The sequence below is a fragment of the Streptomyces sp. NPDC042002 genome, from assembly GCF_055588305.1.
In genome coordinates, this window is the sequence record NZ_JBVJCT010000046.1 from 6,321 (window position 1) to 20,197 (window position 13,877).

12 protein-coding genes and 1 pseudogene are annotated in these 13,877 nt (G+C 70.6%); 8 read left to right on the forward strand and 5 right to left on the reverse strand.

The genetic code is table 11. From position 1 onward, the window contains the following. Window positions 1-139: 139 nt before the first annotated feature. Window positions 140-748, reverse strand: a complete 609-nt coding sequence (locus ACZ6KY_RS37325) for a PadR family transcriptional regulator (protein ID WP_469314710.1) — start codon at window positions 746-748, stop codon at window positions 140-142. A gap of 99 nt (window positions 749-847) precedes the next feature. Here ACZ6KY_RS37325 and ACZ6KY_RS37330 point away from each other — a divergent pair, with 99 nt between their 5' ends. Then, window positions 848-1,318, forward strand: coding sequence for a hypothetical protein (locus ACZ6KY_RS37330; protein ID WP_469314711.1), 471 nt, complete (start codon window positions 848-850; stop codon window positions 1,316-1,318). Continuing rightward, window positions 1,305-2,513 carry an FAD-dependent oxidoreductase gene (locus tag ACZ6KY_RS37335; protein ID WP_469314712.1) on the forward strand — a complete coding sequence of 403 codons (1,209 nt, stop codon included), beginning with the start codon at window positions 1,305-1,307 and terminating at the stop codon, window positions 2,511-2,513. Before ACZ6KY_RS37330 ends, ACZ6KY_RS37335 begins: the two co-directional genes overlap by 14 nt. Window positions 2,514-2,722: 209 nt before the next feature. On the opposite strand, the gene ACZ6KY_RS37340 is transcribed toward ACZ6KY_RS37335, so the two are convergent. Further along, entirely contained in the window at window positions 2,723-2,959 is a 237-nt protein-coding gene (locus ACZ6KY_RS37340) for a hypothetical protein (protein ID WP_469314713.1), read from the reverse strand. Between the two features lie 245 nt (window positions 2,960-3,204). Between ACZ6KY_RS37340 and ACZ6KY_RS37345 the strand changes: the two are divergent. Continuing rightward, a pseudogene (locus ACZ6KY_RS37345) lies at window positions 3,205-4,223 on the forward strand (PHP domain-containing protein). 369 nt (window positions 4,224-4,592) lie between these two features. Beyond that, complete coding sequence (locus tag ACZ6KY_RS37350; protein WP_469314714.1) at window positions 4,593-5,552, forward strand: SDR family NAD(P)-dependent oxidoreductase; 960 nt, start codon at window positions 4,593-4,595, stop codon at window positions 5,550-5,552. Window positions 5,553-5,616: 64 nt separating this feature from the next. Here ACZ6KY_RS37350 and ACZ6KY_RS37355 read toward each other — a convergent pair whose 3' ends face one another. Then, entirely contained in the window at window positions 5,617-6,450 is an 834-nt protein-coding gene (locus ACZ6KY_RS37355; RefSeq protein WP_469314715.1) for an alpha/beta fold hydrolase, read from the reverse strand. 172 nt (window positions 6,451-6,622) lie between these two features. Next, window positions 6,623-7,945: an ROK family transcriptional regulator gene (locus ACZ6KY_RS37360; protein ID WP_469314716.1), complete on the reverse strand. Its 1,323-nt coding sequence runs from the start codon at window positions 7,943-7,945 to the stop codon at window positions 6,623-6,625. Window positions 7,946-8,113: 168 nt separating this feature from the next. Here ACZ6KY_RS37360 and ACZ6KY_RS37365 point away from each other — a divergent pair, with 168 nt between their 5' ends. The 4 genes from ACZ6KY_RS37365 to ACZ6KY_RS37380 are packed head-to-tail and all read left to right on the forward strand — an operon-like array spanning window position 8,114 to window position 12,732. Next, window positions 8,114-9,427 (forward strand): ABC transporter substrate-binding protein, encoded by a 1,314-nt coding sequence (locus tag ACZ6KY_RS37365; RefSeq protein WP_469314717.1) that lies wholly within the window; start codon window positions 8,114-8,116, stop codon window positions 9,425-9,427. 14 nt (window positions 9,428-9,441) lie between these two features. After that, window positions 9,442-10,443: a carbohydrate ABC transporter permease gene (locus tag ACZ6KY_RS37370; protein ID WP_469314718.1), complete on the forward strand. Its 1,002-nt coding sequence runs from the start codon at window positions 9,442-9,444 to the stop codon at window positions 10,441-10,443. Next, window positions 10,436-11,338 (forward strand): carbohydrate ABC transporter permease, encoded by a 903-nt coding sequence (locus ACZ6KY_RS37375; RefSeq protein WP_469314719.1) that lies wholly within the window; start codon window positions 10,436-10,438, stop codon window positions 11,336-11,338. The genes ACZ6KY_RS37370 and ACZ6KY_RS37375 overlap by 8 nt, the downstream gene beginning before the upstream one ends. Before the next feature lie 35 nt (window positions 11,339-11,373). Then, entirely contained in the window at window positions 11,374-12,732 is a 1,359-nt protein-coding gene (locus ACZ6KY_RS37380) for a GH1 family beta-glucosidase (RefSeq protein ID WP_469314720.1), read from the forward strand. A gap of 88 nt (window positions 12,733-12,820) precedes the next feature. Here ACZ6KY_RS37380 and ACZ6KY_RS37385 read toward each other — a convergent pair whose 3' ends face one another. Beyond that, window positions 12,821-13,777, reverse strand: a complete 957-nt coding sequence (locus ACZ6KY_RS37385; RefSeq protein WP_469314721.1) for a phosphotransferase family protein — start codon at window positions 13,775-13,777, stop codon at window positions 12,821-12,823. Window positions 13,778-13,877 lie beyond the last annotated feature (100 nt).

Consider the following 13,877-nt stretch of genomic DNA (forward strand, 5'->3'; position numbering starts at 1 on the left):
AAGACCAAGCGAGGAGGAAAAAAGAGAGAGGAAGGTGTGGTGGGCTCCCCCGGGGGAAAACCTGGCTCCGGGCCCACTGGGGAGCCGCGGACCCCACCACCGTGAGGCCGCCCTGTGACACGCCGGGGCGGCCTCACGGTCACACCGACCCCGCCGCGAGGGCGTCGAGCTGCTCCTTCGACCACGAGAGCCTGCCGGCTCGCAGGTCCTCGACCACCGCGCGCACCCACTCCAGCTCCGCGGCCGTCACGGCCCGCAGGTACTCGGTCTCCAGGCGGGTGATACGCGGCAGCCCCTGATCCGCCTCCGCGGCCATGGCCGATTCCAGTCCCGCGAGCTTCTCCGCGAGGGCGCCGGCCCGCCGCGCGAGTACGTCCCCCATGTCCCGCGAAGTGAGCAGCAGCAGGTTCGACAGAGCGGCCGGGAACTCCGGGAACTCCTGCCTGGGCACGGAGAGCATCTCCTCCAGCCAGGCACGCGCGGTCTCGCGCCCCGCGTCGGTGACTTCGTACACGGTCCGCTCGGGGTACTGCTGGTCACGCCCGGTCTCGCGGACCGCGATCAGGCCGTCGCCGTTGAGTCGCTCGATCGTGCGATAGAGGCTCGCACGCTGCCGGACGTTGACGACCTGCTCCTTGCCCCAGTCCTTGACCAGCCGCTGGATGCCGTACGGGTGCAGCGGCTTGTAGTGCAGCAGGGCCAGGACGGTCAGGGCGAGGGGGGAGCTGCGGGGAGCGGAGGGGGTCATGGACGCGATTTTAGCCCCAGAATCACTAGTTGACGAGATACTAGTTTCAGTGCAACTATCGAGTGGTCAGCCCGACACGCCCCGAGAGGAACCACCGAGATGTCCCTCACCGAGCGCATCCACTCCGACCACGACCTCGTCAAGCACCTGGGCGACTGGACCGAGGCCGGCCGCTTCGAGGTCCGGGCCCGCCATGGCGCCGCCGTCCTCGACCTGCGTTCCCCAGCCCTCCCCGACGACGTCGAGATCCACCTCGACATGGACCGGGCCATGGTCAAACTGCTCGTCGACGACGACGCCACCGTCGACCACTGGAACCTGAGGTGGACCGCCCGCGGCAAGATCAAGGGCGCCCGGCCCTCGTCCACCGGCGCCAGGACGGCCGGCCGCCGTATCCACCTGTCCGGATCGGCGGCGAACAGTGAGATCCGCATCCACCGCGGCGGCGTCGCGATCCTGTCGGCGATGTTCTCCCGCGCGTACGTCCAGGATGTGCGGCACGCCCACAAGACCGGCGGCGCGACCACGATCGACCACCCGGGCGGGGGCACGAGTCATGGCCACCACTGACCAGGTCCGCACCGCGCTCGTCATCGGCGGCGGTATCGCGGGCCCGATCGCCGCGATGGCCCTCCGCAAGGCGGGAATCGAGGCCGCCGTCCACGAGGCGCACGACTCCACGGCAGACGGGGTCGGAGGCGGCATGACCATCGCTCCGAACGGCCAGGACGCCCTCGACGCGATCGGCGCGGGCGACCTCGTCCGCGCGATCGGCACACCGGTCACCGCCATGGGGCTGCGGAGCTGGACGGGCAAACCCCTCGCACGGTTCGCCCCGCCCTCACGCCTCCCGGCCCTGCAGTTCGTCTGGCGTGCCGACCTCTACCGCGCGATCTACGACGAGGCGGAGCGCCGCTCGGTCCCCGTCCACCACGGCAAGCGGCTGACCAGCACGACGGACACCGGCTCCGGCGTCACCGCGCACTTCGCGGACGGTACGCGGGCGAGCGCCGACATCCTCGTCGGCGCCGACGGCATCCGCTCCACGGTCCGCTCCCTGATCGACCCGGCCGCACCACAGCCGAACTACGCGGGCCTGGTCTGCTTCGGAGCGCGGATGCACCGGTCAGGGATGCCCTCCACCAACGGCGTCATGTACATGTGCTTCGGCAAGCGCGCGTTCTTCGGCTACCAGGTCTTCGACGACTCCTCGGCGGTGTGGTTCGTGAACCTGCCCCACCACGACCCGATGACGGTCGCCGAGGCCCAGGCGATCGGCGCGGAGGCCTGGACACGCACCCTGCGGACCGCCTTCGCCGACGACCGCACCCCGGCCCTGGAGATGATCAGCCGCACCGACGCCGGCCAACTCCTCATCACAGGCCCGATGGAGAACATGCAGGGGGTCGCGACCTGGACCCGCGGGCGCATGACCCTGATCGGCGACGCGGCCCACGCCGCCTCGTCCAGCTCCGGGCAGGGCGCCTCCATCGCCGCCGAGAGCGCCGTCCAACTCGCGCGCTGCCTGCGGGACCTGCCCTACGAGCAGGCCTTCACGGCGTACGAACGACTGCGCCGCCCCCGCGTCGAACGCATCATCAGGCTCGGCGCCCGCACGAACAGCGACAAGACCGCCGGCCCGGTCGGCCGCGTACTGCGCGACCTCGTGATGCCGGCGGCCATGAAGCTGGTCAACCCGGAGAAGATGGCCTGGCAGTTCGACCACCACATCGACTGGGACGCGAAGACAGCCCCGCTCACGTGAACTCCGGCCCGCCCCCGGCCGCGACGCCGGGAACGGGCTGGTGCCCGCGCACAGGTCCTGCACCGCGCCCGGCTCCCGCCGGGTGGGGTCCGGGCCCTTGGCGTGCCCGGCACGGACGCTGAGCCCTGGGCCCGGCATCCGTCCCGGGGTCTCCCGGGTCAGGGCGAACCCGTGGGGCGAGGGCGGGCATCGGCCCGGGAACGGCGGCGTCAGCGCGGATGCCAGGTGAGTTTGTCCCCGCCCACCCAGCGGACCACGTCGGGGTCGTCGAGATCGTGGACCGTGATGCCGTATGCCGCCGCGTACTCCAGTACGTCCGTGATCGCCTTCGCCTCGCCGACCATCTCACCGTCGATCTCCATGATCCGGAACGGCGGCGTGCCCGGCTGCACCCCGAGCACCATGATCCGTGGGTTGGCGATGTGGGGGCTCGCGCTTTCGGTCATAGCTAGAGCGTAAAGCGGCACCCGCTGTTCCCGCTGGTCAGCGGCGGCGCGCCGGGAGCCGGCCGCCCGGCGCGCCGCGGAACAGCGGAAATCCGGGCGTTCGCCCAGCCGGGTGAGGGGCCGTCCGGCCCGCCCGGGGACCCGGCACCGTCGCCGCGCCCGACATCCGCCGTGCGGTCCGGCCGCGGCTGGGCAACGCTGGACAGAGCGTACGGCGGCCGACGCGACCGCAGGGAGGAGTGCCGATGGACCCCGTCGAGGCCCTGGACCGGATCGCGTTCCTGCTGGAGCGCAGCCTGGCTCCCACCTATCGCGTCCGGGCCTTCCGTACCGCGCGGACCCTGCTCGCCGGGCTGCCCGCCGACGAGGTCCGTGAGCGCGCTACGACCGGGACACTGGAGTCGATCAAGGGCATCGGCCCGAAGACCGCACAGGTGGTGCGGGAGGCGCTGGCCGGTGAGGTGCCGGGCTACCTGGAGAAGGTGGAGCGGGAGGCCGCGGGGCCGCTCACCGAGGGCGGCGAGGGCCTGCGGGAGCTGCTGCGCGGGGACTGCCATCTGCACTCCGACTGGTCGGAGGCGGCAGCCCGATCGAGGAGATGGGGCGTACGGCGGCACGGCTCGGCCACGCGTGGGCGGTGCTCACCGACCACTCGCCTCGACTGACCGTGGCGAACGGCCTGTCACCGGAGCGGCTGCGCGAACAACTCGCGGTCGTCGCCGACCTCAACGAACGCCGGGTCCCCTTCCGGCTGCTCACCGGCATCGAGTGCGACATCCTCGACGACGGATCGCTCGACCAGGAGCCGGAGTTGCTGGAACAGCTGGACGTGGTGGTCGTGTCCGTCCACTCCAAGCTGCGCATGGACGCGCGGCCGATGACCCGCCGGATGGTGGCCGCCGTACGCAATCCGCTCTCGGACGTGCTCGGGCACTGCACCGGGCGGCTGATCGGGGAGCGCAGCCGGCCCGAGTCCGAGTTCGACGCGGACGCGGTCTTCGCGGCCTGCGCGGAGACCGGCACGGCTGTCGAGATCAACAGCCGCCCTGAGCGCCTCGACCCGCCGCGCCGGCTGCTGCGCGGGGCGGTCGACGCGGGCGTCCTGTTCTCCCTGGACACCGACGCGCACGCCCCCGGACAACTGGACTGGCAGATCTACGGCTGCGCGCGGGCCGAGGAGTGCGGGGTGCCCGCGGAGCGCGTGATCACCACGTGGCCCCTGGACGAACTGCTCACCTGGGCCGGAACCCGGCAGACGCCGTGACGCACGTCACCGCCGACGGCGTCCTTACGGGGAACACCCACAGGTAGTTACCCGTTGAACAAACCGTGGGTGCGGATGGGACAGTGTCCCCGGGCCTCACCTTTGCCCACAGGGACGATCGTCCGGCTGAAGCCCTGTGGAGCGTTTCGCCGAGAGGCGACCGCCATCGGTGCCCACCACAGTCGACCCCGACCGCGATTCCCCCGTCCGGTCGGGGTCTTTTCCTTGCCCGAAGCGAACCGTGCCGTGCCGTGCCGAGGGGAGCCGAAGCGGACGGGACCGGGCCGGGTCGGCTCCTCGGCCGGCCTTTCGCCGCTGCGGCCGTGTCCGCTTGACTTCGAGTCCGCTCCAATTCGTAGCGTGCGAGGCATGAGTACTGCACAGCACAAGATCGGTTCGGGATTCGGCGCCCGGAGCACCGCCGACGACGTCCTCGACGGAATCGACCTCTCCGGCAAGCTCGCGATCGTCACGGGCGGCTACTCGGGCCTCGGCCTGGAGACGACCCGGGCGCTGGCCAAGGCGGGTGCCCGGGTCGTGGTCCCCGCACGGCGCCCGGCGACCGCGCGCGAGGCGCTGGCGGACATCGACGGCGCCGAGACCGACGAACTCGACCTCGGCGACCTGGAGAGCGTGCGCGCCTTCGCCGATCGGTTCCTCGCCTCGGGCCGGGTCATCGACATCGTCATCGACAGCGCCGGCATCATGGCCTGCCCGGAGACCCGGGTCGGCCCCGGCTGGGAGGCCCAGTTCGCGACCAATCACCTCGGTCACTTCGCGCTGGTCAACCGTCTCTGGCCGGCGATCGAGGCGGGCGGCGCGCGGGTCGTGTCCGTGTCCTCCGCCGGCCACCACCACTCCGGCATCCGCTGGGACGACGTCCACTGGCGGACCGGCTACGACAAGTGGGAGGCCTACGGGCAGGCCAAGACGGCGAACGTGCTGTTCGCCGTGGAACTCGACCGGCGCGGCCGGGACTCGGGCGTACGGGCCTTCTCACTGCACCCCGGCGGCATCCTCACCCCGCTCCAACGCCATCTGCCCAAGCAGGAGATGGTCGACCGCGGCTGGATCGACGAGAACGGCACGCCGCTGAACCCCGAAGGCTTCAAGACGCCCGAGCAGGGTGCGGCCACCCAGGTGTGGGCCGCGACCTCGCCGCAGCTGGCCGGCATGGGCGGGGTGTACTGCGAGGACTGCGACATCGCCGAGCCCACTCCGGCGGAAGGCACCTGGACCGGCGTACGCGACTACGCGACCGACCCCGAGCAGGCCGCCCGACTGTGGGAACTGTCGGCGGAACTGACCGGGGTCAACGCCTTCGGGTGAGCCGCGCGGGCGGCGGACGCATCAGCTGCGCCGGCTCGATCAGAGGCATCGGGGCATCAGAGCATCAGGAGCCTGACATGAACTCCCGGAGATCCGCGGTGAGTTGGTCGCGATGCGTGGCGAACAGGCCGTGGCCCGCGTTCTCGTAGACCTTGAACGTGCTGTCGGGCAGCAGCTCCGCCGCCCGGCGGCCGGTCAGGTCCAGCGGCGCGGACGCGTCGTGCGTGCCGTGCACCACCAGTGCGGGCAGGCCGATCTTGGTCAGCTCGGGCGCGACGTTCAGGGTGACGACGAGGTCGCCGAGGGCCGTTCCGGCGCGCGCGGTCGCGCCCTGGCAGCGGTCGATCATGGAGCGTACGTACGCCTCGGAGAGGTCGTTGCCGGGGAGGTCGAGGGCGAAGAACGCGCGGGCGCCGTCCTCGAAGAACGCGGCCCGGTCGTGGCGGAACGCCCTGTTGCCCGCATCGACGAGTGCGGGGTCGACGCCTTCGCGATGGTCCGCGGACCGTACGGGGCCCGGTGCCATACCGGCGACGAGCGCGATCCTCGACACCCGCTCGGCCCCGTGCCGGGTCAGGCAGCGGACGATCTCGGCGGTCCCGATGGAGTGGCCGACCAGGGTCACCTCCCACAGATCGAGGTGCCGGAGCAGCCCGTCCACGTCGTCGGCGAGGCTGTCGAGGCCGAAGCCTCCCCAGACGTCGTCGGACCGGCCGTGCCCGCGCCGGTCGAACCCGACGCACCGGTAGCCGGCCTCGGCGAGCGGCAGCATCTGGTACTCCCACATCTCGGTGCCGAAGTAGGAGCTGTTGACGAACACGACCACCTGGCCGGTGACGGGGCCGTAGTCGACGAAGTGCAGCCGGGCGGCGTCGACGGGGCTCGCGAAATACGGCATGGGGTCCTCCCGAGATCCGGTGCGACGGGCGGGTCGCTGTGCCCTTCATGGTTCCGGGAGGCCGTGACGGCGTCGATTACCTCAGAGGTCATGTGCCTCAGAGGTCATGCGCCTCGGACGTCATGCGAAAGCGCGAGGCGGCGTCCGGTACGCGCCCGGTAGTTCGAGAGGGTCAGTGCGGCGCCCGTTCCTCCAGGGCCGTGCGCCAGGCGGGTGACGGGCCCGTCGGCGCCGGTTCCTCGCGTCGGCCGCCGCGCGCGAAGAAGTCGGCCAGCGGCAGGATCGCGGCGCCGACCGTGACGGCGTCGGGGCCGAGGCGGCCGAGGTCGATGGTGACCCGCTGGGCGGGATAGCGCAGGGCGTACGAGGAGGCGTACCGGCGGACGGCGGGCAGGAAGCGGGAGCCGAGCTGGAGGCCGGCCCAGCCGCCGATGAGGATGCGCTCGGGCTGGAAGAGGTTGATCAGGTCGGAGAGGCCCGCGCCCAGGTACTCGGCGGTCTCCTCCAGGACGGCGAGCGCGATGAGGTCCGGCTCGGTGCCCTCCGGCGGATAGGCGGCCGCGAGCATCGCGGTGAGCGCGGTCTCCTCGTCGGTGCCCTCCGGAGGACGCCCGCCCTCCTCGCGCCAGCGCTCAAGGAGCGCCTCCGCGCCCGCGTACGCCTCCAGGCAGCCGAGGGCGCCGCAGCGGCAGCGGCGGCCCCTGACCCGGACGGTCAGATGCCCCCATTCGACGGAGCGCCCGTTCTCCACCTCCTCGGTGACGAGACAGGCGCCGACGCCGGAGCCGAAGAGGACGACCACCGCGTTGCGGGCGCCGCGTCCGGCGCCGAACCACATCTCGGCCTGGCCGAGGGTGCGGGCGCCGTTGTCCGCGAAGTACGGCACGGTGTCGGGGAGTTCGCAGGCGGAGCGGAGCAGGGACTCCAGCGGGACGGCGTCCCAGCCGATGGTCTGGCCGTGCACGACCGCGCCGCGCTCGGGGGTGCGGGCGACGATGCCGGGCACCCCGATGCCGACGCCGAGGAGCTGCCCGGGGGCGATGTCCGCCTCGGCGAGGACCTCGGCGATGCCGTCGCGGATGTGGCCGACGATGACGTCGACGTCGTACTCCTGGCGCCGCAGCGGACGGTCGGCCTCGTATCCCTGGCGCTCCAACGGCCGTTCGGCGCGGGCGAGTTCGGTGAGGGTCAGGTCGAACAGCTCGATGCGGACCCGGGTTTCGCCGACGTCGACGCCGATCATGTGGCCGCTGCCGGGCACGACACGCAGCAGGGTCCGGGGACGGCCGCCGTCGGAGTCGACACTGCCGGCCTCCTCGACGAGGCCGTCGGCGACGAGTTCGGCGACCACGTTGCTGATGGATCCGGAACTCAGCCCGGTCGCGGGACCGAGCTCGTAACGGCTCATCGGCCCGTCGAAATACAACCGTTGTAGTACGGCGGTGCGATTGCCCCGCCGCAGGTCACGCACTGTCCGCCCGTTGCGCCCCGCCATGTGATGTCCCTTCCGGCCTGCCCGACCTGCAAGATACCCCTGCGCGATCCCTTGACGCGACTTTCTTCCGGGTCTTAACTCACGTCCTAAATTAAGCCATGAGGATCGTTCGGGAAGTGAACACGGACGCCCTTCATGTCTCCCTCCGGGAAAGGGACATAAGCAGCCATGCGCAGAATCCGAGCCGCGGCCGCAGGTGCGGTCACCATCTCTCTGCTGACCGCCGCGACCGCCTGTGGCGGCGGCTCGTCGAGCGGCGGGTCCAACGCCTCGCCGAAGACGCTCACGTACTGGGCGTCCAACCAGGGCGCCAGCATCGAGATCGACAAGAAGGTCCTCGCCCCCGAGCTCGCCAAGTTCGAGAAGGACACCGGCATCAAGGTGAAGCTGGAGGTCGTCCCCTGGTCCGACCTGCTGAACCGCATCCTCACCGCGACCACCTCCGGTCAGGGCCCCGACGTCCTCAACATAGGCAACACCTGGAGCGCCTCCCTGCAGGCCACCGGCGCGCTGCTGCCGTGGGACGCGAAGAACTTCGCCAAGATCGGCGGCAAGGACCGCTTCGTCGACTCCGCGCTCGGCTCCACGGGCGCCGAGGGCAAGGACCCCGCCGCGGTGCCGCTGTACTCGATGGCGTACGCGCTCTACTACAACAAGAAGTCGTTCGCCGACGCCGGCATCGCGGGCCCGCCGGCCACCTGGGACGAGTTGGTCGCCGACGGCAAGAAGCTCTCCAAGGGCGGCAAGTGGGGCCTCGGCGCGGAGGGTTCGAACGCCTCGGAGAACATCCACCACGCCTTCGTCTTCGCCAAGCAGCACGGCGCCGACTTCTTCACCGCCGACGGCACGGCCGACTTCACCAGCGACGGGGTCGTCTCCGCGGTCAAGCAGTACGTCGACCTGATGGCGAAGGACAAGATCATCGCCCCGGGCAACGCCGAGTACGCGCAGAACCAGTCCGTGAGCGACTTCGCCAAGGGCAAGAACGCGATGCTGCTGTGGCAGTCCGCGGCCGCCAACCTCAAGTCGCAGGGCATGAGCGACGACGCGTACGGCATCGCGCCGGTGCCCGTGCAGTCCGGCACCCCGGGGACGGGAACGAACGTCAACTCGATGGTCGCGGGCATCAACCTCGCGGTGTTCAAGAACACCAAGAACCTCGACGGCGCCACGAAGTTCGTGAAGTTCCTGACCAGTGACGCCGAGCAGAAGATCCTCAACGGGGCGTACACCTCGATCCCGCCGGTCAAGACCGCCCAGACGGACACCGCGTTCAACTCCCCCTCGAACGCGGTCCTCAAGGACACCCTGGCCAAGAGTGCCGCCGCGCTGCCGCAGGTCGCCGACGAGTCCCAGTTCGAGACCGCGGTCGGTACGGCCATCAAGGGCCTGTTCGCCGACGCCGCCGGCGGCCGCGCGGTGACCACCGCGTCGGTCAAGGCGGCGCTCGAGAAGGCCCAGCAGCAGATGCCGAAGAAGTGAGTGCGGACACCCCCATGACCACCACGACCGCCGCCTCCGCCGAATCCGGCGAGCGGACGGTGCGCGAGAGCTCCCCCGGTGCGGCGCGCGGCCCGCGCCGCACCGGGCGGATCAAGCGCATCGGACTCCCCTACCTGCTGCTCCTGCCGGCGCTGGTGCTCGAACTCCTCGTCCACCTGGTGCCGATGGTGATCGGCATCGTGATGAGCTTCAAGGAGCTCACGCAGTTCTACATCCGCGACTGGGGCACGGCGCCCTGGGCCGGCTTCGACAACTACTCGGTGTCGGTGCACTTCGACGAGCCCGTCGGCCAAGCGCTGCTGCACTCCTTCTTCGTCACCATCACGTTCACCCTGCTCTCGGTCGGCCTGTGCTGGCTGATCGGCACGGCGGCCGCGATCTACATGCAGGACAACTTCGTGGGGCGGGGTGTGCTGCGGGCCCTGTTCCTGGTGCCGTACGCGCTTCCCGTGTACGCGGCCGTGATCACCTGGGTGTTCATGTTCCAGCACGACAACGGCCTGGTGAACCATGTCCTGCACGACCAGCTGCACCTCACCGACAAGCCGTCCTTCTGGCTGATCGGCGACAACAGCTTCTACGCCCTGCTCACCGTGTCCGTGTGGAAGGGCTGGCCGTTCGCCTTCCTGATCGTCATGGCGGGCCTGCAGAACATCCCGGGCGAGCTCTACGAGGCCGCCGCCCTCGACGGCGCCGGCCTGTGGCAGCAGCTGCGCCGCATCACGCTGCCGTCGCTGCGGCCGGTCAACCAGGTGCTGGTGCTGGTGCTGTTCCTGTGGACGTTCAACGACTTCAACACGCCGTTCGTCCTGTTCGGCAAGACCGCCCCGGACGCGGCGGACCTCATCTCGGTCCACATCTACCAGGCGTCCTTCGTCACCTGGAACTTCGGCACCGGCTCGGCGATGTCCGTCCTGCTGCTGCTCTTCCTGCTGGTCGTGACCGGCGTCTACCTGCTGCTGACCTCCCGGGGAAGGAAGACGGCCGATGTCTAGCATCTCCACCACCACCCGCTCGGCCACCGCCCGGTCGGCCACACCCCGTTCGCCGATGGCTCCGCCGCGGTCCTTCCTGTGGTCCCGGCGGATCTTCCTCACCCTGCTCTCCGGCTTCGTCCTGGTGCCCGTCTACGTCATGGTCTCCAGCTCGCTGAAGCCGCTCGCGGACGTCTCGGGGAAGTTCCGCTGGATACCGAGCGGCCTGACGCTGCGGCCGTACGTCGACATCTGGTCGACAGTGCCCCTGGCGCGGTACTTCGTGAACTCGCTGATCGTGGCGGGCGCGGCCACGGTCTGCTCGGTCGTGATCGCCGTCTTCTCGGCCTACGCCGTCAGCCGCTACAACTTCCGCGGCAAGCGCGTCTTCACGGTCACCGTGCTGTCCACCCAGATGTTCCCCGGGATCCTCTTCCTGCTGCCGCTCTTCCTGATCTACGTCAATATCGGCAACGCCACCGGGATCGCGCTGTTCGGCTCGCGCGGCGGTCTGATCCTCACGTATCTCACCTTCTCGCTGCCGTTCTCGATCTGGATGCTGATCGGGTACTTCGACTCGGTGCCGCGCGATCTCGACGAGGCGGCCCTGGTGGACGGCTGCGGGCCGCTCGGCGCGCTCTTCCGTGTCGTCGTCCCGGCCGCGATCCCCGGCATCGTCGCGGTCGCCGTCTACGCCTTCATGACCGCCTGGGGCGAAGTGCTGTTCGCGTCGGTGATGACCAACGACGCCACCCGCACACTCGCCGTGGGGCTACAGGGCTACTCCACGCTCAACGACGTGTACTGGAACCAGATCATGGCCGCCTCGCTGGTCGTCAGCGTCCCCGTGGTGGCCGGATTCCTGCTGCTCCAGCGCTATCTCGTCGCCGGTCTCACAGCGGGAGCCGTCAAGTGAGCCACGCCAACCCCATTGATGACGAAGGGACTTCAGTGACCATCGACCTTGCCGCCCTCCCCGAGGACTTCCTGTGGGGAACGGCCACGTCGGCCTACCAGATCGAGGGAGCCGTCACCGAGGACGGCCGCTCCCCCTCCATCTGGGACACCTTCTCGCACACCCCCGGCAAGATCGACAACGGCGACGACGGCGACGCCGCCTGCGATCACTACCACCGCTGGCGCGAGGACATCGGAATCATGCGCCAACTCGGCACCAACGCCTACCGGTTGTCCATCGCCTGGCCGCGGGTGATGCCGGGTGGCGACGGCCCGGTCAACGCGAAGGGGCTCGCCTTCTACGACGAGTTGATCGACGGTCTGCTGGAGGCCGGCATCACGCCCTCGGTCACGCTCTACCACTGGGACCTGCCGCAGGTGCTCCAGGACCGGGGCGGCTGGCCGGCCCGTGACACGGCGCACCACTTCGCCGCCTACGCGTCGGTCGTGGCGGAGCGGCTGGGTGACCGTGTCCAGCACTGGACCACCCTCAACGAGCCGCTGTGCTCGGCCTGGATCGGTCATCTGGAGGGGCGGATGGCCCCGGGCCTGACCGACCTCACGGCCGCGGTCCGCACCTCGTACCATCTCCTGCTCGGCCACGGTCTGGCCACCCAGGCGATCCGCGCCGCGGCGCCCGGTGCCCAGATCGGCATCGTGAACAACCTGTCCAGCATCGAGCCGCACACCGACCGTCCCGAGGACGTCGCGGCGGCGAAGCGGCTGGACGGGCACACCAACCGCTGGTGGCTCGACCCGGTGCACGGCCGCGGTTTCCCCGCCGACATGCTGGAGGTCTACGGGGTCGAACTCCCCGAGGTCGCCGGTGACCTGGAGACGATGGCCGCGCCGCTGGACTGGCTGGGGCTCAACTACTACTTCCCGTCCAGCGTGGTCGACGACCCCACCGGTCCGGCCCCGCACGTGCGCACGGTCAGCCGGCCGGGCGTGCCCGTCACCGGCATGGACTGGGAGGTCGAGGCCGCCGGCATCGAGCGTCTGCTGCTCCGCCTGACGAACGACTACGGCGCCCGCAAGCTGTACGTCACGGAGAACGGCTCCGCCTATCCCGACGTCGTACGCCCCGACGGCACCGTCGACGACCCGGAGCGCCTCGCGTATCTCGAACAGCACCTGGCGGCCTGCGCCTCGGCGGCCCGCAAGGGCGTCCCGCTGGCCGGCTACTTCGCCTGGTCGCTGCTGGACAACTTCGAGTGGGCGTACGGCTACGACAAGCGGTTCGGGCTGGTGCACGTCGACTACAAGACACAGAAGCGGACGATCAAGGGCAGCGGCCACCGCTACGCGGAGATAGTCCGCGAGCACCGCGGAGGCGCGCGCAACGCGGCCTGACGGCATCATCGCGGGGCGCGGCTCGGGCCTGCCCCCGGCCTGCTCGCGGCTCAGGGGCCGTCACTGGCCGATCTTGTCAGCGGGGCCGTCACGTTCCGGCGATCTCGTCGAGAGCGGCCGTCAGTTGAGGGGCCACCACCTCGCGCACCCACGCGACACGTTCGTCGCCGGGTGCGCGGGGCACGGTCTCGACGAGCATGATCAGGTAGAGATAGCTGCGGTAGAGAGCGAAGCGGCGGCGAGCGGGCTCATCGAACTCGACGAGCCCGCCGGCTTCTTGATAGCCCGTCAGGAAATCCTTGTCCCGCCGGATGTCGCCGAGCAGGGCCAGGGAGACGAAGTCGGCGAGCGGGTCGCCCCAGAGCATGCGCTCGCCGTCGATCAGACCACTGATCCGGGGACCGGCCCCGGTACGCTCGACCATGATGTTCCCCCGCCACAGGTCGAAGTGGACGAGGCGGGGGACCGCGACCTCGTCCAGCGCGCCGAAGGCGGTCCGCGCCACGCGGGCCACCTCGTCCACGGGGCGGGGCAGCCAGGCCCGGTAGCGGCGCGCGTCGTCCAGGACGGCGTCGTACATTCCGGTGAAGGCGGTCCGCCAGTCGGAGGCGAGCGGGCCGAGCGCGCCGGAGGGGTAGCCGAAGCCGGGGCCGGACACCGTGTGCAGCCGGGCCACCATCCGGCCCAACTCCGCTCTCAGTGGCCCGCGTTCGCCGTCGGGCAGGTCTCCCCAGGGTTCGCCCGGACAGTACGTCATCAATAGGTGCCCGTCGCCGGGACCCCCGACCGTCCGAGGCGCCGGTACGCCGACGCCGGCCGCCTGATGGTAGAACTCCGCCTCGGAGAGCAGGAGTTGCCGCTCGTACGCCAGGGCGGGGACAGTGTCCGGGGGAGGGACCTTCAGGACGTAGCGGGTTCCGTCGCTGAGCCGGAGCTCCTCGACCGCGTTGTACGTGCCGCCGGTCAGAACCCGCCGGTCCACGAGACTCCCGGGCGACAGCCCCGCCCCGGCGAGCGCCCTCCGAGCCCGCTCCCAACTGTCCACACCAGCCCCCTCGGTCGCCCTGCCCAGCATTTCCACTCTGCCAGGTGGGCCCGAGGGGCCGCAGTCGGTTCGCGATGTCATCCCCTCGGCGCCCGATCGA